At 68.6% G+C, this 20,664-nt stretch carries 19 protein-coding genes and 1 tRNA gene; 5 read left to right on the top strand and 15 right to left on the bottom strand.

The window, feature by feature from the left end; all coding sequences use genetic code 11:
• Window positions 1-47 precede the first annotated feature (47 nt).
• The 14 genes from NS3_RS15650 to crcB all read right to left on the bottom strand — a co-directional run bounded on the left by NS3_RS15650 (window position 48) and on the right by crcB (window position 14,648).
• A complete protein-coding gene (locus NS3_RS15650) occupies window positions 48-635 on the bottom strand; it encodes an LGFP repeat-containing protein (RefSeq protein WP_245649638.1) in 588 nt (195 codons plus the stop codon).
• 275 nt (window positions 636-910) lie between these two features.
• On the bottom strand, window positions 911-2,161 hold the full coding sequence (locus NS3_RS15645; RefSeq protein WP_067860229.1) for a vWA domain-containing protein: 1,251 nt from the start codon (window positions 2,159-2,161) through the stop codon (window positions 911-913).
• A complete protein-coding gene (locus tag NS3_RS15640; RefSeq protein ID WP_067860227.1) occupies window positions 2,158-3,405 on the bottom strand; it encodes an AAA family ATPase in 1,248 nt (415 codons plus the stop codon). Before NS3_RS15640 ends, NS3_RS15645 begins: the two co-directional genes overlap by 4 nt.
• A gap of 145 nt (window positions 3,406-3,550) precedes the next feature.
• Window positions 3,551-4,933 (bottom strand): hypothetical protein, encoded by a 1,383-nt coding sequence (locus tag NS3_RS15635; protein WP_067860375.1) that lies wholly within the window; start codon window positions 4,931-4,933, stop codon window positions 3,551-3,553.
• 160 nt (window positions 4,934-5,093) lie between these two features.
• The gene (locus tag NS3_RS15630; RefSeq protein WP_067860225.1) at window positions 5,094-6,035 is read right to left on the bottom strand and encodes a hypothetical protein; all 942 of its coding nucleotides are present in this window, start codon (window positions 6,033-6,035) and stop codon (window positions 5,094-5,096) included.
• Window positions 6,036-6,154: 119 nt separating this feature from the next.
• Window positions 6,155-7,030, bottom strand: a complete 876-nt coding sequence (locus NS3_RS15625) for an MBL fold metallo-hydrolase (protein ID WP_067860223.1) — start codon at window positions 7,028-7,030, stop codon at window positions 6,155-6,157.
• A 110-nt stretch (window positions 7,031-7,140) separates the two neighbouring features.
• Window positions 7,141-7,728: a TetR/AcrR family transcriptional regulator gene (locus NS3_RS15620; RefSeq protein ID WP_067860221.1), complete on the bottom strand. Its 588-nt coding sequence runs from the start codon at window positions 7,726-7,728 to the stop codon at window positions 7,141-7,143.
• 36 nt (window positions 7,729-7,764) lie between these two features.
• Window positions 7,765-9,294 carry an MFS transporter gene (locus NS3_RS15615; protein WP_067860219.1) on the bottom strand — a complete coding sequence of 510 codons (1,530 nt, stop codon included), beginning with the start codon at window positions 9,292-9,294 and terminating at the stop codon, window positions 7,765-7,767.
• A 371-nt stretch (window positions 9,295-9,665) separates the two neighbouring features.
• A tRNA-Ala gene (locus tag NS3_RS15610) sits at window positions 9,666-9,741 on the bottom strand.
• A 136-nt stretch (window positions 9,742-9,877) separates the two neighbouring features.
• Entirely contained in the window at window positions 9,878-10,618 is a 741-nt protein-coding gene (locus NS3_RS15605) for a DsbA family protein (protein ID WP_084495585.1), read from the bottom strand.
• Window positions 10,619-10,647: 29 nt separating this feature from the next.
• Window positions 10,648-12,018: an MFS transporter gene (locus NS3_RS15600; protein ID WP_245649637.1), complete on the bottom strand. Its 1,371-nt coding sequence runs from the start codon at window positions 12,016-12,018 to the stop codon at window positions 10,648-10,650.
• A complete protein-coding gene (gene pgm, locus NS3_RS15595) occupies window positions 12,015-13,652 on the bottom strand; it encodes a phosphoglucomutase (alpha-D-glucose-1,6-bisphosphate-dependent) (RefSeq protein ID WP_067860215.1) in 1,638 nt (545 codons plus the stop codon). Before pgm ends, NS3_RS15600 begins: the two co-directional genes overlap by 4 nt.
• 47 nt (window positions 13,653-13,699) lie before the next feature.
• The gene (locus tag NS3_RS15590; protein ID WP_067860373.1) at window positions 13,700-14,062 is read right to left on the bottom strand and encodes a fluoride efflux transporter FluC; all 363 of its coding nucleotides are present in this window, start codon (window positions 14,060-14,062) and stop codon (window positions 13,700-13,702) included.
• 157 nt (window positions 14,063-14,219) lie between these two features.
• Window positions 14,220-14,648: a fluoride efflux transporter CrcB gene (crcB, locus tag NS3_RS15585; protein WP_067860213.1), complete on the bottom strand. Its 429-nt coding sequence runs from the start codon at window positions 14,646-14,648 to the stop codon at window positions 14,220-14,222.
• A gap of 99 nt (window positions 14,649-14,747) precedes the next feature.
• On the opposite strand from crcB, the gene NS3_RS15580 reads away from it, so the two are divergent.
• Both NS3_RS15580 and NS3_RS15575 read left to right on the top strand, forming a co-directional pair.
• Window positions 14,748-15,422 (top strand): TetR/AcrR family transcriptional regulator, encoded by a 675-nt coding sequence (locus tag NS3_RS15580; RefSeq protein ID WP_067860211.1) that lies wholly within the window; start codon window positions 14,748-14,750, stop codon window positions 15,420-15,422.
• Between the two features lie 54 nt (window positions 15,423-15,476).
• A complete protein-coding gene (locus tag NS3_RS15575) occupies window positions 15,477-16,772 on the top strand; it encodes a D-arabinono-1,4-lactone oxidase (protein ID WP_067860209.1) in 1,296 nt (431 codons plus the stop codon).
• A gap of 19 nt (window positions 16,773-16,791) precedes the next feature.
• On the opposite strand, the gene NS3_RS15570 is transcribed toward NS3_RS15575, so the two are convergent.
• Complete coding sequence (locus NS3_RS15570) at window positions 16,792-17,538, bottom strand: SIR2 family NAD-dependent protein deacylase (RefSeq protein WP_067860207.1); 747 nt, start codon at window positions 17,536-17,538, stop codon at window positions 16,792-16,794.
• Between the two features lie 125 nt (window positions 17,539-17,663).
• On the opposite strand from NS3_RS15570, the gene NS3_RS15565 reads away from it, so the two are divergent.
• The 3 genes from NS3_RS15565 (at window position 17,664) to NS3_RS15555 (ending at window position 20,608) form a co-directional block, all read left to right on the top strand.
• Window positions 17,664-18,575: an oxygenase MpaB family protein gene (locus NS3_RS15565; protein WP_067860205.1), complete on the top strand. Its 912-nt coding sequence runs from the start codon at window positions 17,664-17,666 to the stop codon at window positions 18,573-18,575.
• 289 nt (window positions 18,576-18,864) lie between these two features.
• Complete coding sequence (locus tag NS3_RS15560) at window positions 18,865-19,974, top strand: RNA-guided endonuclease InsQ/TnpB family protein (protein ID WP_067860203.1); 1,110 nt, start codon at window positions 18,865-18,867, stop codon at window positions 19,972-19,974.
• Between the two features lie 220 nt (window positions 19,975-20,194).
• Window positions 20,195-20,608 carry an arsenate reductase ArsC gene (locus tag NS3_RS15555; RefSeq protein WP_067860201.1) on the top strand — a complete coding sequence of 138 codons (414 nt, stop codon included), beginning with the start codon at window positions 20,195-20,197 and terminating at the stop codon, window positions 20,606-20,608.
• Window positions 20,609-20,664 lie beyond the last annotated feature (56 nt).

Below are 20,664 nucleotides of genomic sequence, written 5' to 3'. Positions count from 1 at the left end.
GGTAGCACGCCGAGCCGCTGGGCTGAGGTTCGCTGTCGGCGAACGTCTCAGCCCGTGGTGACTTGCCCCGTGGCGGAGTTCCATTCGATCCAGCCGCGTTCGAAGTCCATTCGACGGCCGGTGGGCACATCCTGCTCGTCGGAGGTGGGAAACCCCAGTCGGCCGTTCTCGTAGCCCTGCCGGGCCCATTCGTCGAAAATGGCCCCGTAGACGGCATGTGTTCCGGCCGGGGAATGATAGATGTTGCCGTTCTGGAACCTGTTGAACCTGCCCGCACCGCCAGGCGTGGCCAACTCTCCGCTGACCGGCCATCGCACTGCGGACTCGGGCCCGCCCATGCGGTCGTACTCGGCCCCGATCAGCCCATACACTTCCCACCCCCCGGTCTTGTCGGTCCAGTAGATGGCGCCGTTGTCGAAGTCTTGGACGCGGCCGCCGTCGCTGTCGTACTCTCCGCTACGGCAATCTCCGAGCGGTCCGGTAGGCCCGGCCAGCTCGGCATAACGAGTACCGATAGCCGCGGTAGGCCAGCAACACACTTCCTCCTCCGAATCGCAGGCCGCCAGTCCGGAACCGAGCAGGGCAAGGGCTGCCATCGCCATCACAACCCTCGAGATCGGTCGGATCGAGTTCATGGAGGCACCTCTTCCTGAGAATGGCCCCTCTGGGCGGAATGACACCACGCACCGGAAGATAAACATCTCCGGCCCGACCGAAGAACATCCGAGGCGGGTCGGCAGAAGAACGGAATCGACATCGATGCGGGACGGCGTCGGCGACCGCTGCTCGCCCGACGAGGGACCGTAAACCCGCTGGTAGTCGCACCAGTTGCCCGATTATCACGTCCGTGACGGTGACCGCCAACCAGAACCACCGCGTCTCCGGAAGGAGGCCGGGCCCCTCTCTTCGATTATGGACAAGGACGGTGGGTCGTCCCTATCTCGACCACCCGCGCCCATTCCGGTGGCCGGTCCGGAACGTAATCGGCATCGCGTTCACTCCACGAGCCGTCCCGGCGGAACAGCCCGACCACTGTCCGGCACCCCGGCCGGTGGGCCGGCCAGGGTGTCTGGCCGTCGGTCAACACGACCAGCACATCGGGACGTGGCCGGCTGCGCAGTGCCTTGGCGAATCCGGTGCGCAGGTCCGTGCCCCCACCGCCCAGCAGAGCGATCCCCTCGGCGTGGCACAGCGGATGCGCGATCCGTGCCGCCGCGTCACACGACAGCACGGTGACCAGATCGCGTCGACCACCGACGGCGCGGGAGATGGCGGCGACTTCCAGCAGCGCGCTGCCCAGTTCCGCGTCACTGACCGAGCCCGAGGTGTCGATGATGACGCTGACCCGCGGCGGTGTGCGGCGCAGGCTGGGCAACACCACGCCGGGCACCCCGGCCGAGCGTCGAGCCGGTCGACCGTAGGTGTAGTCCTCACCGGCACCGGCCGCGGACGCCGCCGATCGGATGGCCGCTCCCAGCAGATCCCGCCACGGCTGAGGCGGATGCAACGCCTCCTCCGCCCAACGCCGCCACCCCTGGGGGGTGCTTCCCGGGCGGCCGACGATGCCTTGGGCCACCCGGAATCGGACGGCCTCGCGTTGCTGCTCGGTGAGGCCGTCCGCACCGTCCGGTCCCCATTCCCACGCGCGGTCCAGTCCGTCGGCGCCGCTACCGCAGTCGAGCCAGGCCAGGTCCTGGGTATGTCTGCCGAGGCGGAACTGACGCAGGTAGTCCTCCATCAGTCCGCCCGCGGGCAAGCCCAGCGTTGCGGGCAGGACAGCGCCCTCGGGCTGGACCAACCCGTCACCGAACGCGTCGTCGTTGATCTCGGCATCCGCCGCGATGTTCATCCGGAGCCGCTCGGCCGGGCCGGTCAGGTCGTGCTCGCGGGCGAATCGATCGCTGCGCCCGTGATGGTCGCGCAGCAGGTGAGATACCTCGTGCACCAGTACCGAGGCCAGGTCCTCGACGGGCATGTACGCCACGAACGCGGGCGAGACGTAGCACCGCCAGTAGCGGTCGACCCCCATCGTCGGGACGTGCCGCGACTCGACGATGTGCAGCGCGTACAGTGCGGTCGCCAGATACGGGCGCGCCCGAACGGCCAGCAGCCGGGCCGCGAAGAGCTTGTCGACGTCCAGCGTCGCGGCGGCTGTCGTCATCGGCCGGCCCGCTCGGCGACGCGGGCCGCGGCACGATCCGCTCCCCGGGACACCGACATCATTCCCGCGAGTCGCTCGATCGAGGCGGGCACCTGCCAGTCGTCCCGGCGCAGCGTCGCCAGGGTGGTCGCCGGGACGACCACCAGGTCCGGCGCTCCGGTGTCCACCGCCTTCACCAGCACCGCCCACGCCGCATCCCACCGGGAGGGCGACGGATGCCGGCGGACCGCGGCCACCACCGCGTCGAGCACGGCCTGGCGCAGATCGCCGCGCTCGGGCAGCTCGGCGGCGGCCGGGTCGGCGAGCAGCGCCTCGGGGTCGGGCAGGTCCATCCGATCGATGCTGGTCAGCAGTTCGAAACCCGGGCCGTCCCCCACCGCGCCCCGGATCAACAGAGACAGCACATCCGGGGACGAGCCGGCCGCGGTGGCGAAGGCGATCAACCGCAGCGTCATGTCCCAGCTGCGTGGCGACGGCCAGGCGCCGCCCCGGCGCGTCTCACTGCTGGGCAGCTGATGCACGAGCGCGGGTCGCGCCGCGAGGAGTTCACACACTGCGCGGCGCGCGAAAGCCACTGCCTCCGGCAGCTTTTCCGGATCGAGCCGCGGCAGCGTCGCGTGCGGCCAGGTCCCGCCGAGACCGCGGACGACAACCTCGTGATCATGAGTCCATTGCAGGTGCACGAACCGATTGGCCAGTGGCGGACTCAGCTCCCACCCGTCGGCCGCCGAGGAGCGCGGGTTGGCGGCCGCCACGATGCGCACCCCCGGCGGCAGGTGGAGTGTGCCGACCCGCCGTTCCAGGACCAGGCGCAGCAGCGCGGCCTGCACGGCCGGGGGCGCCGTCGACAGCTCGTCCAGGAACAACAGCCCCCGGCCTGCCCGGACGAGTCGCACAGCCCAGTCCGGCGGAGCCATCGGAACACCGTTCTCCGCGGGGTCGTCGCCGAGGACGGGCAGGCCCGAAAAGTCCGACGGCTCGTGCACACTCGCGATCACGGTGGTCAGCGGCAGCTCCAGCGACTCGGCGAGCTGGGTCAACGCCGCGGTCTTGCCGATCCCCGGCTCGCCCCACAGCAGCACCGGCAGGTCGGCGGCCACCGCCAGAGCCAGCGCCTCCAGTTGGGTGTCGGGCCGGGGTTCGGTCTTCACCTCGCCCAGCAGCGACAGCAGGTCGTCGGCGACATCGAGTGGAGAGGTGCGGGCACGCTCCGAACCGGGAGCGCGTGGAATGAATGCGTACATGTGTCGATCACCTTCTGGTCGTCGAGGATCAGCGCGAGCCGCGCCGAAAAGGATGGGAACGGGATCGTTCGATGAGCGTCGTGCCGGGCGGGGTGTCCGGGTCAGCGCCGGGTTGTCGTGGTCGCGACAGCGCCGAGCTGTCCGATCACCGGTGGGTGGCGTGACGCGGGTGTGCTCGGTGTTCGCGACGAGCGCCTGACCGCGCGCGGATGGGCCCCGGACCGGTCAGCCCGGCCCGGAACAATCCATAGGTGGTCCGCTGACGCGCGAACGCCTCCAGCGCATCCCGCAACGGGCCGTCGCGCAGCACGGCACCGGGGCCGAGCAGGCCCTCGACCACGGCCAGCGCCCCGGCGGTGTCGCCGTGAGCCAATCGTTCCCGGACGCCGTCGAGACAGTCCGGACGACGATGCGCTCGGTCGACGGCACGCAGGCACGGCAGCGGAACGCCGGTCAGGGCGACCAGCAGTTCCTCTCGCCGGATCTCGGCCGGATCATGGTCGAGGGCGGTCAGCACGCCGTCGACCAGTCCGATCCGATGCCGCTCGCCCCGGCACCACACCAGGTGCGGACGGCTCGTCTCCGCCGCCCTCCGGGACACACCCGGCTGCGGACAGTCCGGTGCCAGTACGGCGGCGACCAGCGGATGCAGCCGATCGGCGGTGATCGCACCGGCACGAAGCAGTTCCAGATCCGGTAGCGCCCAGGTCGCCGCATCCGGCAGCACCGGTAGCGCGGAGACCGCACCGTGCGGGTATGCCTCGGCGATGCGCAACGCGGGCAGGCCGTCGCCGCCGGAAGACAGTTCCACGACCACCTCGCGCCGAGCCCCGAACCGCACCCGCAGAGCACCGGCCTGCCGCCCTTCGGCGCGCAGCAGTATCCCCGCTTCGGCCGCCCATCGGTCCACAGCGGAGCCGTCGGGCGCCATCTCCCGCAGCCCCGCGTCGATGCCGTGACCGGCGTCGAATTGCTCGGCGCCGGAACGTATTCGAAGCTCGTCCACCCTGTACACATCCCACAGGTGACGATGGAGATCCAGGCGGAACCGCCGGTTCGGCCGGGGATGCGGATGTGGGCTGGGACAGGATCGGTCCCACACCGTGAGGCCGATCCGCTGCCCGGCATCCGCCCAAGCCGGCGCGGTCCGCACCACCAGAGACACCGAACCCGCTGTCCGACAGCTGTTTCCGGTGTCAGGTGGCCCGTAGCGCGCCAGCGCGACGGTCAGCCCCGGCCGCAGCAATCCGTCGGGAGCTACCCTCGGCAGATGCCAACGCAGCAGGTCAGGCGCCAGCCGACGCAGATCGTCCTCGACTCGGGCGGCGACCTCCCGGCCGTGTCTACCTGCCAGCGCCCGCATATCGATATCGACATCGAAACCCGCGGCGGCACAAGCCCCCGCCCAGTCCCCGGCACGCCGCCGGGCAGTCGCGGTCTCGATCATGGAAGGCGACACGGCGAACTCACGCACGCGCAGCCAGAAGGACAGACGGGAATCGTCACCGTTCGTGTTCGGAGTGCGCATCAGCACTCACCTGGCACGAACGGGACCCCCAATCTTCGATCGGAACGAGTCATCACGAGATCGAGCATAACGTCCGCGCGGAGTCGATGTCATCAGCTGCGCCAGGCCGACACGATCGAGTCCCCCGGGCCGAAGTGGTGGCGCCGAGCCGGCCCGTCCACTACTCCGACTCGAAGTGCCGGAGCACGCGCAGGGCTCGAAGCGTGACCCACCGGTTCGGCGTCCCGGCACGGGGATAGGAGACATGCGTCCGGCCCGGGTAATGGGCGGCGCCCACCCACCGGCCATCGGGCCGACGTCGCTTCCGGACGAGATCGAGCGCGTCGGCCAGACGTGAGTCGTAGGAGACACCCGCACCACGGAGCACGTCGAGTCCTCGCAGCACATCGAAGTGCCAGCGGGCAGGCTCATGGAATCGGGTGAATTCCACACGTATCGGCTTGCCGTCCGAGCGTCGCTGATACAGGTGCCGGTCGAGCAGCGCCGTCGTCGCCTCGTCGATCGCGGAGCGAACGTCATCCGCGCGATACGAGTAGCCGCGGCGCAGGAATTCGGCGAATCCGTCGATGACGCTCGTCGTACTGTGGACCGAGGCGGTCCTGGCACCCGATCTGTTCGCTCGGCAGTTGAAGCCCCCGTCGGGCAGCTGCTGCCCGAGTACGAAGTCGACCACACTCTGTAAGGCGACGGGCTCCGCGCCGAAGTAGCAGGAGAACGCGAGGAACATCCCGTTCATGCAGACGTCGGATTCCTTCACCGAATCCGCCGGGTTGAACCCGCCGTCCTCACCTTTGTGCTGTTGCGCAGCCGACGCCACAGCGTGGGTGCAGATCGGCTCGCGCGCCGGGACGGCCAGGTCGCGCAGTTCCAGCAACGAGTAATGCGCGCACGTCCACTTCGGCTCGTAGAAACCCCGCCCCCAGCCACCGCGCTTTCCGGCCGCGAGGATCTGCGCCCCGGCACCCTCCGAGGCGATGCGGGCGCGAAGATCGGGACGCGTGTCATCGAGCAGGTCGCGACAGGTCTGGAACCGTACCGCGACCTCGCCCTCCAGAAGCCACCGAAGGACATCGTCCTCGAAGTACCCGCCGACGGTGCCCACGGCATCAGTCTAAGGAGCGGTGGACGAAATTCACCGCGCGCCACGGGAAGCCGCTCGACCGGCCGGATGACGAACGACGTGTGGGTTGATCGTCGGCGAGCACTTCCGGCACTATCGGATCAGCGGGTGATGGTCGGGGCCGGTTGCCAGTGGTGGGCGCCGCCGGTGGAGGTGACGTGGCCGAATTGGACGTCGGCGAAGTGCATACCGAAGCCGAGGACACCGGGCCGGGTCAGTTGGTCGATGAGCCATGTGGTGGTGGCGCGTGATCGGACGGGGTCGTCGTCGGCGGAGCTGGTCAGGCCGGGGTGGGTGATCTGGACCGGGGTGGTGAGGGCATCGCCGAAGACCAGCAATTGCTCACCGCCGCTGGTGAGTCGGTAGCCGGTGTGGCCGAGGCTGTGGCCCGGGGTGGGCATCGGAAACACACCGGGGAAGATCTCGTCCTCCCCTATCGTGCGTACCTGGTCGGCGATCACTTCGAGGACTGCCGGGGGCGTGCCGTCGGCGATCGCGAGGTGCGGGTTTCGCCATTCGGTGTCGGAGACCAGGATCGGGACACCGGCGAAGACATTGGTGGTGGTGCCGGGACGGGACTGCCACAGCCACCCGAGGTGGTCCATGTGCAGGTGGGTCAGCGCCACGAGGTCGATATCGGCGACGCTGCGGCCGGCGGCGGCCAGGCTGTCGAGCAGTTTGCCGCCCCGGAGGAATCCGACCGGTGTGGGAACGGCCAAGGGCCCGAATCCCGCGTCGATCATCATGGCGCGGTCGCCGTATTCGATCAACAACGCTCCGACGCTGGCGGCGAGGTAGCCGTCGCCGTCGATGAGATCGGCGAACTGCTGCCAGATCGCTTCGTCGGCGCCGGGGAGCCAGCGGTAGGGATCGATACGAGCGATGCCATCGGGCAGGTAGGTGACGCGGTGGTCGCCGATGTCGATGCTGCGCAGCTCGACGGCTTCACGGTTGAGGCGTTCTCGGGTGATGATCATGGCGAGTTCTCCTACCAGGGCTCGTGCCCGATCCCGGGTATCTCGGGCCACGGCGAGTCGCCCGAGCGGCGAGGGCAGGTAACGCGTCGGAGAGATCGTGCGGCCCGCCGTCACCGCGCGGCGACGGGCGGGCCGGCGCCCACGTGCAGGGCTCGCGTGAGAACGCGGTGTATGTAGTCGGGGTCGGCAGGGGCGTTGTCGATCAGGATCGCTGTGCACAGGCCGTCGGACGCGGCGACCATCGCGGCGATCGCATCGGCGTCATCGGTGAGTGTCGCGGCGAGTTCGGCGACGTTCTCGCGCCAGCGACGAGCGACCGACGCCAGGGCGGGGCGGCGGGCGGCGAGGGTCGAAAGCTCGCGCTCGGCCAGGGCACGCTCGCGACCCGGCCCGCCGGATTCGGCGATGAGCCGGGCCAGGCCGCGCAGTTTGTCGTCGGGGCCGTCGATGATGGCGCGGATGCGGGCGGTGTAGTCGTCGGCAACGCTGGTCAGGGCCGCGACGAGCAAGTCGTCCAGAGTGGCGAAATAGTAGGTACTCAGACTGGTGGCGATGCCCGCCTGTTTGGCGACCGTACGGTGGGTGACACCGGCGGCGCCGTCACGGGTGACGACAGCGAGTGTGGCGTCGATGATTTCGGCACGGCGTCTGCTGCCCCGCGCCTTTCGTCCGTCGACGGGCTCTTCGTCGCCGCTCATGCTCCCCTCCTGCGTGTGCCAGGGCAGTCGAGCACATCACCGCTCGTCTGCTTCCCCATCATCATCCTCGCCGATCGGGCGCACGTGACGCAGGGCGACAACGCAGAGGGTCACGGCGGCGAGGATCGCCGCGCCGGCGACAGCCGAGGCGGTGTTGACGCCCGCCACAAAGGCCGCTTTCGCGGCGCCGACGACCTCGCCGGGAACCTCGTCGGCGACCGAAAGCGCACCGGAGAGGCTGTCGGTGAGACGCCCGGAGACCTCAGGGGAAGTATTCGTCGGCGGGTTCACACGGCTCGTGTACACGGCGGAGGTCAGGCTGCCGAGCAGGGCGACACCGACGGCGATGCCGAGTTCTTGAACGGTCTCGGACATCGCGGCCGCCGATCCGGACTTCGACGCCGGGGCCGCGCCGACGACCATGTCCGTGCCCAGGGCCGCGATGGCGCCCAGCCCGAGGTAGACGAACGCGAACCCGGCGACGACCCGGGCGGCGTCCTCGGTCCCGGAGGTAGCCAGCAGCCCGTAACCGATCACCGACAGTCCGAGCGTGACGGCCATGACCAGACCGGGACGCATCCGCCGGGCGACCAGAGGTGCACCGATGGCGGCAACGAACATCGCCAGTGCGGGCGGCCCCATCCACCAGCCCGCGGTGAACGCACTCATGCCCTCGACGAACTGGAGGTATTGGGTGACCAGGTACATGGCGCCGCCCACCCCGGCCAATCCGATCAGCAGCACGGCCAGGGCCGCCGAGAACGCTCGGTCGGCGAACAGTCCGACATCCAGCAGCGGGGAGGTCAGACGACGCTGGCGCCGCACGAACATCACACCGGCGACTGTGCCGACCAGCAGCCCGACGACAGCGCTGAGGTCGACACCGTGCGCGGAGACACCCTTGATGACGTAGATGACCGGCAGGAGCGCCGCCAGCGACAAGGCGACACTGACCAGATCGAGCCGGTCTGCGTCCGGATCGGCGTGCTCGGGGAGCGCGAACTTCGCCCCGGCCAGAACGGCCAGGGCGATCGGAACGGCGAGCAGGAATGCCGCGCCCCACCAGAAGGCATCCACGAGCAGGCCACCGACCACCGGCCCGGCAGCCATACCGAGGGCGAACATCGTGGCCCACACACCGATGGCCAACGCGCGCTGGCGTGCATCGCCGAACATGATCGAGATCAGCGACAGAGTCGACGGCATCAGCGCGGCCCCCGCCACGCCGAGAAGCCCGCGCGCCAGGATCAGCAGTTCGGCACTGGGCGCGAAGGCGGCGAACACCGAGACCGCCGCGAACGCTGTCATCCCGACGACCAGCAGTCGCCGCCTGCCGATCCTGTCCCCCAGGGTGCCCATCGTGATGAGGAAACCGGCGATGAAGAACCCGTAGGCGTCCATGATCCACAAGGTCTGTGTCGCCGAGGGATTCAGAGCCTCGGTCATGCTCGGCAGCACCAGGTACAGCACCGTCACATCGAGGCCGAGCAGGACGGTCGGCAGTGCCAACAGCCCCAGACCGATCCACTCGCGAACCCCTGCCCGCCGGGCCTGTTCCACCACCATCGCGCCTCCTCCAAGATACTTGAACGATAGTACAATTAGAACTATCGTTCAAATATAACGGCAGCCTCTCGCTGCCGCGGACGCGCGGTTCCTCGGGCGAGACCGAGCCGGATCCCGGTGGCGTAGGCCGGACAGGCGGCCGCCTCCTCGCCGGCGGCCATACCGAGGTGCTCGATGCCCGGTCGAGCTCATGGCGCCGATCTGCGCCCGATCCACATGAGGGAACAAGACCGCGAGCGGTCCGAGATCAGAGACGATCTCGACTCGATGGCTCATTGCTCGGATCGTCGGCCGACGATGATGCGATGCGACTGTCGTCAGAAGTGTTGTCAGACAAGAAAAAGGTCCGGCATCAAGCCGGACCTTTTATCTGGTGGAGCTAAGGGGACTCGAACCCCTGACCCCCACACTGCCAGTGTGGTGCGCTACCAGCTGCGCCATAGCCCCTCGGTGGGTCTCGCTCGGTTTCCCTCGCGCCTGACAAAAGTTACACCACCGGCGTGTTGGCAGCCAAATCGGCTGGTCAGCGGGGTGAACAGTGGTAGACGAGGGGCGCGAGCGAACGAGTCCCGAGAAGCCGAGATCAAGGGGTGGTCAGTTCCGCGACCCACTCCGCGTTGTTGGCGTCGAGCTTGGTGTCGCCGTGGAACAGCGAGGGGGTGGCGGCGTTGTTGTCGAGGCGGGCGTTCAGGTCGGCGAGGGTGGTCTCGGCGGCCTTGTCGGCTGCGGCGACCTGGGCGCCGGTGGCGATGCAATCGACGGCTTCGGCGGGGGCACCTGCGGTGCGGGCGAACTCGGCGAGGGCTTCGTTGCTGTGGTCGGCCTTGCCTTCGGCGGGCTGGTCGGTGACGAAGAGCTGGTCGTGGAAACGGGAGTAGAGGGGACCGTCGCCGGTGGCGGCCACGCAGCGGGTCGCGGCGATGGCGCGGGTGGAGTAGTCGCCGCTCTCGGACTTCGGGTTCAGGAAAGCGACGTAGTGGTAGGCGACGGTCAGCGTGCCCTGGTCGACCTGCTGGGCGATCTCCTGGCCGTAGATGCGCTCGAGGGTGCCGCACGCGGGGCACAGGGGGTCTTCGTAGATGTCGACGACGGGTTGCGCGCCGGGCCGGCCGAGGACGACGACGCCGTCTTCACGCAGGGCGACCTCGACGGCGGGTTCGCGGACGGGGCCGTAGCCGTCGTTGCGGATCTCGGCGTCGGACGCGCCCCAGCGGAACACCAGGAAGACGATCAGCACGATCATGGCCAGGGCGATTCCGCCGAGGGCGAAGGTCGTGCTGCTCGACATGGGGCGCGGGGTGTAATTCGGACGCTGTTGACTCACCCGCCCTACTCTGCCTCGAGCCGGTGGGTTCAGTCGCGCCGGAGTCGGCGGTCCCGCCATCTGCGCAGGCGTGAGGGCGGGTCCGGCGGCAGATGCTCGTAGGCGGCGCGGTGGGCCAGTTGGTATTCGTCGTCGTCGATCGGCACGCTCGCCGGTTCGCCGGTGTGCACGTGCTCGTCGGTGCGGCGCAGGGTCTCGGGGACCGCCAGCCAGGCCACGGCGGCGACGAGCAGCAGCGCACCGGTCGCCGACAGGCCGACGGCGTAGCCGAAGTGCTCGATGAGCAGGCCGGCGACCACGGGGCCGATCACCGCGCCGAGGTCGCCCGCCATCTGGAAACCGGCCAGCACCGGGCCGCCTCGGGCCTTGGAGCCGACGACATCGGCCAGGGCGGCTTGCTGGGTGGGGGTGAGCATGCCCGAACCGATACCGGCGACGACCGAGGCCGCCAGCAGCCACGGCAGATCGGGGGCGAATCCGAGGCCGGCGGTGCCGATGCCGCACACCAGCGCGCCCGCGATGAGGAACGGGCGACGGCCGAACCGGTCGGACAGGCGCCCGGATTGGAAGAGCACCAGCACATTGCCCACCGCGAACGCGGTCAGCGCCACACCGGCCATCCCCGGCGACTGCCCGAGGGTCTCGACGACGATCAGCGGTACGAAGGCCATCCGCACGCCGAACACCGCCACGCCGTTGGCGAAGTTCGACCACAGCATCGCCGGATAGGCGGGTTCGGCCAGCCCCTGCCGGAAGGTCAGCTCCGGCGCTCGCTCGCCGGTCTCCGGCGCGGCCAGATGCGAATCGCGCAGGCTCACGTAGACGATCGCGCAGGCGAGCAGCAGCGCGGCGGCGTAGATGACGAACGGCACGCGCAGCCCGAGACCGGCCAGCGCGCCGCCGACGAGCGGGCCGCTGACCGAACCGATCAGGAAGCTCGACGACCACAGACCCGACACCCGGCCGCGCTGATGGAACGGCGAGAGCCGGATGACCAACGCCAGCGAGGACACGGTGAACATGGTCGAACCGATGCCGCCGAGCGAGCGCAGCACCAGCAACTGCCAATAGGTCTGGGACAACGCGCACAGTCCGGTCGAGACCGCGACGATCCCCAGCCCGCTCAGATAGACCCAGCGCTCCCCCAGCCGCTGCACCAGCGCGCCACTGAACGGCGCGAACAGCAGACGCATCAACGCGAATGCGCTGATGATGGCCGAGGCGGCGGTGAACCCGACGCCGAAACTGCGCGCGAACTGCGGCAGCACCGGCGCGACGAGGCCGAAGCCGATGGCGATCACGAAGGCGGCGCCGATCAGCACCCAGATCTCGACGGGCAGTTTCCGATCGTCGGCGGTCGTCGTGATCTCGCCGGTACTACCGCCACTCGGGCCACTCACTGCGAGAGTGCCTTGCTGACCATCTCCTCGGCGGCGGCTTGGACCTGGGCCAGATGCTCGGAGCCGTGGAAGGACTCGGCGTAGATCTTGTATTTGTCCTCGGTGCCCGACGGGCGGGCGGCGAACCAGGCGTTCTCGGTGGTCACCTTCAGCCCGCCCAGCGGCGCGCCGTTGCCGGGAGCGCGGGTGAGCACGTCGGTGATCGGTTCGCCCGCGACCTCGGTGCCGGTGACCATGTCGGGAGTCAGCTCGGACAGCAGTTTCTTCTGGGCCGCGGTGGCGGGGGCGTCGATGCGCGCGTAGGCGGGGCTGCCGTAACGACGTTCGAGTTCGCCGTAGCGGGCCGAGGGGGTCTGACCGGTGACGGCGGTGATCTCGGCGGCCAGCAGGGCCAGCAGGATGCCGTCCTTGTCGGTGGTCCACACGGTGCCGTCCATCCGCAGGAACGACGCGCCCGCGCTCTCCTCGCCGCCGAAAGCCAAACTGCCGCTGAACAATCCGGGCACGAACCACTTGAACCCGACCGGCACCTCGTGCACTTGGCGGCCGAGCACGCTCACCACCCGGTCGACCATCGAGGAGGTCACCACGGTCTTGCCGATCTTGGTCAGCGCGTCCCAGCCCATCCGGTTGGCGACCAGGTATTCGATCGACACCGCGAGGAAGTGATTCGGGTTCATCAAGCCGCCGTCGGGGGTGACGATGCCGTGCCGGTCGGCGTCGGCGTCGTTGCCGGTGGAGATGTCGTAGTCGTCCTTGATGGCCACCAGCCCGGCCATGGCGTAGCGGGAGGAGGGATCCATGCGGATCTTGCCGTCGCTGTCGAGGGTCATGAACCGCCAGGTGGGATCGACGAACGGGTTGACGACCTCGAGTTCGAGGTCGTAGCGCTGGCCGATCTCCTCCCAATAGTCCACGCTGGCGCCGCCCATCGGGTCCGCGCCCAGGCGGATGCCCGCGCCGCGGATCGCGTCCAGGTTCAGCACATTGGGCAGGTCGCCGATGTAGTGATCGAGGTAGTCGTAGCGCTCGACGTGATTGGTGAGCGCCTGCAGCAGCGAGACCCGCTTGACGCCGTTGAGACCGTTGGCCAGCAGTTCGTTGGCGCGGTCGGCGATGGCATCGGTGGCTGTCGTGTCGGCGGGTCCGCCGTGCGGGGGGTTGTATTTGAAGCCGCCGTCACGGGGCGGGTTGTGCGAGGGGGTGACGACGATGCCGTCCGCTTGATGTTTGGCGCCCCCGCGGTTGTGACGGAGTACGGCGTGACTCAGCGCGGGGGTGGGGGTGTAGCGGTCGCGGGCGTCGATCATCGCCGTGACGCCGTTGCCCGCGAGCACCTCCAGCGCGGTGGTCCACGCGGGCTCGGACAACGCGTGGGTGTCGCGGGCCAGGTAGACCGGGCCGGTGATGCCCCTGGTGGCGCGGTACTCCACGATCGCCTGGGTGACGGCGAGGATGTGACGTTCGTTGAACGCGACGTCCAGGCTGGAGCCGCGATGCCCGGAGGTGCCGAACACCACCCGCTGCGCCGGGTCCGCCGGGTCGGGCACGCGGCTGTAATAGGCGGTCACCAGGTGCGCGATGTCGTCGAGATCACTCGCGCGCGCGGGACGCCCGGCTCGATCGTGGGCCATGCTCGGGTCTCCCTTCCAAGTCGGCTGTGCCCGGCTGGTCATCGAGATCATGCCGTCAGCCGGCCGATCCCGGACGCGGTGAGGTACACCGCGCCCAGACCGGCCGCCACACTGATCGCGACGTAGCCCATGGCGATGCCGTAGGCGCCGTCGGTGATCAGACGGATGGTCTCGTAGCCGAACGTGCTGAACGTCGTCAGCGCGCCGCAGAAGCCGGCGCCCGCCACAGTGAGCAGCCACCCGCCCGCACCCGCGCCGATCAAACCGCCCAGCACAGCCGAACCGACAATATTAACGGTCAGCGTCCCCAGCGGCACCCGGGAGTCGAATCGCGCGGCGACAGCACGGTCGATCAGGTATCTGGCCGGTGCGCCGACCATGCCACCCAGAACGACGAGCACGACGTTCATCCGCGTACCTCGTCCGTGCGCGAACCCGGCGCGCATCGCAGGCCGATCATCGTCGGGCCCCCTTCCGTCGTTCGTCGTTCTGTCGCCGAACCTGTCGAACAGTCTCCGCTGTCACGATCGAGCTGTCGCCGATCGAGCGCTCGCCTGTCGAGCCGCCCTATCGAGGCGTTGCCTGTCGAGCTGTCACCCACCGCACCGCGCCCGCACCGAGCGCCACCCCCGTGAATGCGGCGATCAACGTTCCCCCCAGGTACCCGAGCGCCTCGAGCACCGCACCGGACTCGAGCAGTGTACGAATCTCGAGGCTGTAGGTCGAAAAGGTGGTGTATCCGCCCAGGACACCGACGCCGAGAAACGGACGCAGCAGCCGATGGGTCATCCTGCCTTGCAGGAGAAGCGTCATCAGGACGCCGATGCCGAAGCAGCCGGTCACATTCACCACGAGCGTCGACCACGGCACGTGCCCCGGCGTGGTCGGCCACCAGGTGCCGATCGAATAGCGCAACAGCGCGCCCAGGCCGCCGCCCAGCGAGATCGCCGCCAGCAGCGCGGGATCGACCGGCGGCATCGGCGGTCGTGCGCTCATGCTGTGACCTCCTCACCCGATCGGTTCGGGGGCCATGCTATCCGGCACAGAACGGAGAGAATTCCTCCGCTTAAGCCATCGCGTTGCTAGCATGGCGGGGTGCATCAGGTCGCGGCTCCCTCTCCACCCCGGCGTCTACGGGCGGACGCCGCGCGCAATCAGCAGCGGATCGTCGCCGCCGCCCGTGAGCTGTTCGCCGATCGCGGACTCGAGATCACGCTCGATGACGTCGCCGAGCGCGCGGGCGTCGGCGTCGGCACCGTCTACCGCCGGTTCTCCAACAAGCGCGAACTCATCGCCGAAGTCTTCGAGCAGAACATGCGCGATTTCGCGGTGGCGGCCGAACAGGCTGCCCGTCACGGCGATCCGTGGCTCGGACTCGTCGAGTTCTTCCAATACGCCTGCGAGCATTTGGCCTGCAATCGCGGTTTCAGCGAGGTCATGCTCGAGCTGCATGACGAATCGGAACGATTCGCGCACCTGCGCGACCGGATCACGCCGACCATCGCCGCGATCGTCGACCGCGCCCGGGTGGCCGGAGTGCTGCAGCCCGAGATCGAGCCCTCGGACTTCCTCGCGCTCGTGCACATGGTCGATGCCGTCGCCGAGTTCGCCAATCCGGTCAATCCTGATGTGTGGCAACGATATGCGGCGATCGTGCTGAACGGCGTGCGCGCCGGCGAGGTCACCCGCATCGAACTGCCGGTGGGGCCGTTGCGCGAGCAGGACTTCGAGCAGGCCAAGCTGCACGCCTGCACCGATCGGCGCCGATAGCCACGAGTACGCCCGGGGTAGCGGGCGTCACAGTGCGCCGCTACAGTTGGACGCATGACCAAGTGGGTGAACTGGGCCGGCGATCAGCAGTGCGCCCCAGCACGCATCGCCAGGCCGCGCGACTCCGGCGAAGTGGCCGAAATCCTCGTGCACGCCGCCGACAACGGACAGACCGTGCGCGTGGCGGGCGCGGGCCACTCCTTCACCGACACCGTGCTCACCGACGGCGCCCTCGTCGACCTGTCCCGGATGAACCGCGTGCTCCACCTCGACGCGCACAGCGAGCTGATCCGGGTCGAGGCGGGCGCCACCCTGAACACCATCAGCACCGCTGCCCACGCAGCCGGACTCGCGTTTCCGAACCTGGGCGATATCGACGTGCAGACCATCGCCGGGGCGACGGCCACCGGCACCCACGGCACCGGCGCCACACTGCAGAACCTCTCCGCCGCGCTGCATTCGATGGAGATCGTGCGCGCCGACGGCAGTGTGGTCGAGGTGAACGAGGACGACGACGCCGAGGCCTGGCGAGCCGCGCGCGTCGGGCTCGGCGCGCTCGGCGTGGTCACCGCGGTGACACTGCGTATGGTGCCCTCGTTCGTACTCGAGGGCATCGAACGTCCCGAACCCGTCGAGGACCTGCTCGCCGACCTGGACACCCACGTGAACGGCAACGAGCACTTCGAGTTCTACATGTTCGGGCACAGCCCGCTGGCGATGACCAAGCGCAACAATCGGGTCGACCTGCCCGAGCAACCGCGCGGTGCGCTGCTCGACTGGTGCGGCGACATCCTGCTCAACAACCATGTCTTCGACGCACTGTGCAAGCTGGGGCGCAGCAGGCCACGCACTATCCCGTACATCCACAGGGCCGCCGCCTACGCGGGCAGCTATCGGCGTCAGGTCGACCGTTCCTACCGGGTGTTCGCCTCGCCCCGGCTGGTGCGCTTCACCGAGATGGAATACGCGCTGCCGCGCGAACATTCCGCCGAGGCGATCCGGGCGATCAAGGATGTCGCGAGCCGCTTCGACACCCCGATGCCGATCGAGGTCCGCTGGGTCGCCCCCGACGACGCACTGCTCTCGCCCGCGGGTGGCCGCGAGACCTGCTACATCGCCGTGCACCAATACCAGGGGATGGAGTGGGAGCCGTTCTTCCGCGCCTGCGAGTCGGTGTTCGACTCGTTCCAGGGTCGGCCACATTGGGGCAAGCGCCACTTCCAGACCGCGGATACGCTGCGCGAGCGCTACCCGCACTGGGAGCGGTTCCGGCGGGTGCGCGAGCGCTTCGATCCGCAGGGGTTGTTCGCCAACGACTACCTGAATCGGGTGCTGGGCCCCGTCGGCTGATTCCGCGGACCGGTCGCGTTCACGCGCCGAGGATTTCGTTCACCAGCCGCGGCAGGGCGGTACCGATGGGCTCGCGGAAGATCTCAGTGGCCAGGTGATCATAGGGCGTCCGCTCGGCGTTGACGATGATCAGCGCGGCGCCCGCCTCCACGGCCAGCGAACACATCGAGGCGGCCGGCTCGACTTGCAGCGAGCTGCCGACGGCGAGGAAGATGTCGCTGGTCTGCGCTGTCAGAACCGCCTTTGTCACGGTGCGCTGATCGAGCTGCTGACCGAACATGACAGTGGCCGCCTTCAGGATGCCGCCGCAGCGCGGGCACGGCGGATCGGGTTCGCCCGCGGCCACCCGCGCGAGGGTGTTCTCCATGCTGTCCTCGTACGCACAGCCGACACAGACCACCTCGAACATGTTGCCGTGGATCTCGACGACGCGGTCGGGTGCGGAGCCTGCGCGCTGATGCAGGCGATCGATGTTCTGGGTGATGATCGTGACCGCCCGCCCGGCCCGCTCCAACTCGACGAGCGCATGGTGGGCGGCATTGGGCCGCGCCTGCCATGCCGGATTGTCGCGGCGAGCCTCCCATGAGCGGACCCGCAGCTCGAGGTCGGACAGATAGGCGTCGTAAGTGGACAACAGTTCCGCGATCGGGTTCTTCGTCCACACGCCGCTCGGGCCGCGGAAGTCGGGGATGCCGGAGTCGGTGGAGATGCCCGCGCCGGTGAGCACGCCGATGCGGCCCGGACGCGCGCGCCATGGGGTCGTCATGCGGTCGAGCCTAGGTGTTTGCCGAAGATGTTGCATCGAGTAACGATTTAGCTAGGCGAAGGAATGAGAGATTGCTATCCTAATTATCTCATCGTTCTGATCTGGGTCGATCAAAGGAGATCGTGATGACCGCGTCCGCCGCAGTCGAGAAGAGCACCGCGCCGAAGCTGCCGCCCCGGCGGCCGTTCCACCCGGGCACCCGCATGTGGGACGAAACCGGCCTGATCACCTTCTCGCTGACCGCAGGCTCGGCCTTCCTGCTGCAGACCATGGAGCCGACCATCTCGGCCGTCGTCGACGAGCACTCGACCTTCCGCACCGACCCGATGGGCCGCGCCCTGCGCAGCCTGTCCTCGGTGATGATGTGGGTCTACGCCGGCGAAGAGGGCATCGCCGAGGCCGACCGGCTACGGAGCATGCACGCCTCGCTCAACACCGTCGACGCCTCCGGCTTCAAGCACCAGGCCCTGAACTCCTTCTCCTGGGCCTGGGTGCTGCACACCGGCACCTACGCGTTCACCAAGAACGCCAAGTACTTCAGCCGTAAGCCGATGACCGACGCCGAGAAGCAGGAGTACTACGAGGAGGGGTTGCAGCTGATGCGCAACTTCTCGGTGGCTCCCAAGGAGATCCCCGCCGACTACGCCGCCTTCGAGAAGTTCTTCGACGACGTGGTCGACAACCACCTCCAGGCCACCGACACCGCGCGTGACTACCTGCGCACGATCCGTTCGGTCGCCGCACCCAAGCAGCTGCCGAAGTTCCTGCATCCGGTGTGGAAAGCCGCTGTCGCACCCGTCGGCCGCATGCAGTACTTCTGCACCGTAGGCACCACTCCCGAGGTCGCCCGCCGCAAGCTCGGACTGGAGTGGACCGCCGCCGACGAACGCAAGCTCGTCGTGCTGGGCTGGTTCCTGGCCCGCCTCGTCCCGCTGCTGCCGGAGCGCCTGCGCTACTTCCCGATCGCGTACGAGGCGCGCAAGGTCGAACGCGACCGGGCGCGGCTGCGCAAGGTCATCCAGACCCGCCCCATCTGATCGTCGGCTTCGGCTCCGCGGCTTCGGCGAAGCCGGCGCACGACCGCCGCGACAACGACGTCGCGGCGGTCTTCGTCTGTCCCGGCCGCTGTCTCGCGGGATGCTCAGAAGTACGGAGGAGTCCACGCCTGTCCCTTACGCTACCGGAGTGTGGGCTGGTGCACGGTCCTTCAGGGCGGTGGTGGAGGCCCACGCGGGAGGACTCGCGATGCCGGAGCGTGTCGTAGCCCGTGGCGTGGATCATGTTGTGGCGCAACATGGTTGGGGTTTTGAGTGATAGTGTCGGGGCATGCAGCTTCGGTACAGCTACCGTGTCTACCCGACGCCCGGCCAGCGGATCGCGCTGGCACGAGCGTTCGGGTGTGCACGGGTGGTGTACAACGACGCCCTCGCCGCCCGCATGGAAGCGTTCGCCAAGAGCGAGCGGATCAGCGATACGGAGTTGTCGAAACGGCTCACCGCGGCCAAGGCCACCCCGCAGCGGGCATGGCTGGCCGACGTGTCATCGGTGGTGTTGCAGCAGGCGCTGGCCGACCTGAACACCGCTTACCGGAATTTCTTCGCCTCGGTGAGCGGGAGGCGGAAGGGTGCGCGGGTCGGTGTGCCTCGGTTCCGGTCCCGCCGAGCCCATCGTCAGGCGATCCGGTTCACGAAGAACTCCCGGTTCGCGGTCACCTCGGGTGGGAAGTTGCGGTTACCGAAGATCGGTGAGGTGAGGGTGGCGTGGTCGCGGGACCTGCCCTCGGACCCGTCGTCGGTCACGGTCATCAAGGACGCAACAGACAGGTATTTCGCGTCGTTCGTCGTGCAGGTCGACGAGCAGCCGTTGCCCGAACTGGAGACCGAAGTCGGTATCGACCTGGGGTTGACCACCTTCGCGGTCTTGTCGAACGGCAAGACCATCGACAGCCCGCGTTTCCTGCGCCGAGCTGAGCGTCGGTTGCGCAAGGCGCAGCAGGTGTTGTCGCGTAAGGAGAAGGGGTCGAAGAACCGGGCCAAGGCTCGGGTCGAGGTTGCCAGGGCACACGCCAAGGTCGCGGACACGCGGCGGGACTGGGCGCACAAGCACTCGACACGGATTGTTCGCGAGAACCAAGCGATATTCGTGGAGGACTTGTGCGTGCAGGGTCTCGCGCGCACCCGACTGGCGAAGTCGGTGCATGATGCGGGCTGGTCGACGTTCGTCACCATGCTCGAGGAGAAGGCGGCCCGGTGTGGGCGGACCTTCGCCAGGGTGGATCGCTGGTTTCCGTCCACGCGCCTGTGCTCGAGGTGTGGGGTGGTCGGGGAGAGGAAGGCCCTGCATGTGCGGGAGTGGACGTGTGTATGCGGCGCGGTTCATGATCGTGATGTGAACGCGGCTATGAACATCCTCGCGGCCGGGCGGGCCGAGAGGTGAAACGCCTGTCGAGTCGGTGGAAGACCTCAACGGATTCGTCCGGGCGGGCAGCCGGTGCAGAAGCAGGAACCCCAACCGGAGCGGCACATGGTGCCGCTGGAGGAATCCCGGCCGTTCACGTTCACGGCCGGGAGGACGTCAAGACAGCGTTTCGGCTCCCGGACACCTCGAGGGAGACCGGGGCGCACCGCTGGATCGCTTCATCTCGAAAGGCGTACCGATGGCTCACAAACCCAGTGTGCTGTTCGTCTGTGTACACAACGCGGCCCGATCGCAGATGGCCGCCGGGTTTCTGGACGCACTCGCCGGTGACCGCCTGGAGGCGCGTTCGGCGGGCGTCGCCCCGGCCGACGCCCTCGACCCGACCGTCGTCGCCGTCATGGCCGAGGTCGGCATCGATCTGTCCGACCACACCCCGCGCAGGCTCACCGATGAGGCCGTCGGCATCTCCGATGTGGTCGTCACCATCGGCTGCGGTGACGCCTGCCCGTACTTCCCCGGCATCAGCTACCGCGACTGGATGCTGCCCGATCCACAGGGAGAGTCCATCGAGGTGGTCCGGGGCATCCGCGACCGCATCCGCATCCTCGGCGAGAACCTGATCGGCGAACTGCTCCCCTCGAACGCGCACTGACCACGCGGGGTCGCCGACCGTGTCCGAGGCTCGGCGTCCGATTCGTTCAAGACCGC

The sequence above is a fragment of the Nocardia shimofusensis NBRC 100134 genome (assembly GCF_001613125.1).
Classification (GTDB): domain Bacteria; phylum Actinomycetota; class Actinomycetes; order Mycobacteriales; family Mycobacteriaceae; genus Nocardia; species Nocardia shimofusensis.
The sequence above is the reverse complement of the archived record's forward strand: the minus strand, read 5'-3'. Positions and strand labels throughout refer to the sequence as shown.

Bases quoted from the DNA above. Each gene is read 5' to 3' on its own strand.
- NS3_RS15650 (WP_245649638.1), bottom strand. From the start codon at position 635: ATGAACTCGATCCGACCGATCTCGAGGGTTGTGATGGCGATGGCAGCC.
- NS3_RS15645 (WP_067860229.1), bottom strand. From the start codon at position 2,161: ATGACGACAGCCGCCGCGACGCTGGACGTCGACAAGCTCTTCGCGGCC.
- NS3_RS15640 (WP_067860227.1), bottom strand. From the start codon at position 3,405: ATGTACGCATTCATTCCACGCGCTCCCGGTTCGGAGCGTGCCCGCACC.
- NS3_RS15635 (WP_067860375.1), bottom strand. From the start codon at position 4,933: ATGCGCACTCCGAACACGAACGGTGACGATTCCCGTCTGTCCTTCTGG.
- NS3_RS15625 (WP_067860223.1), bottom strand. From the start codon at position 7,030: ATGATCATCACCCGAGAACGCCTCAACCGTGAAGCCGTCGAGCTGCGC.
- NS3_RS15620 (WP_067860221.1), bottom strand. From the start codon at position 7,728: ATGAGCGGCGACGAAGAGCCCGTCGACGGACGAAAGGCGCGGGGCAGC.
- NS3_RS15615 (WP_067860219.1), bottom strand. From the start codon at position 9,294: ATGGTGGTGGAACAGGCCCGGCGGGCAGGGGTTCGCGAGTGGATCGGT.
- pgm (WP_067860215.1), bottom strand. From the start codon at position 13,652: ATGGCCCACGATCGAGCCGGGCGTCCCGCGCGCGCGAGTGATCTCGAC.
- NS3_RS15590 (WP_067860373.1), bottom strand. From the start codon at position 14,062: ATGAACGTCGTGCTCGTCGTTCTGGGTGGCATGGTCGGCGCACCGGCC.
- crcB (WP_067860213.1), bottom strand. From the start codon at position 14,648: ATGAGCGCACGACCGCCGATGCCGCCGGTCGATCCCGCGCTGCTGGCG.
- NS3_RS15575 (WP_067860209.1), top strand. From the start codon at position 15,477: ATGACCAAGTGGGTGAACTGGGCCGGCGATCAGCAGTGCGCCCCAGCA.
- NS3_RS15570 (WP_067860207.1), bottom strand. From the start codon at position 17,538: ATGACGACCCCATGGCGCGCGCGTCCGGGCCGCATCGGCGTGCTCACC.
- NS3_RS15565 (WP_067860205.1), top strand. From the start codon at position 17,664: ATGACCGCGTCCGCCGCAGTCGAGAAGAGCACCGCGCCGAAGCTGCCG.
- NS3_RS15560 (WP_067860203.1), top strand. From the start codon at position 18,865: ATGCAGCTTCGGTACAGCTACCGTGTCTACCCGACGCCCGGCCAGCGG.
- NS3_RS15555 (WP_067860201.1), top strand. From the start codon at position 20,195: ATGGCTCACAAACCCAGTGTGCTGTTCGTCTGTGTACACAACGCGGCC.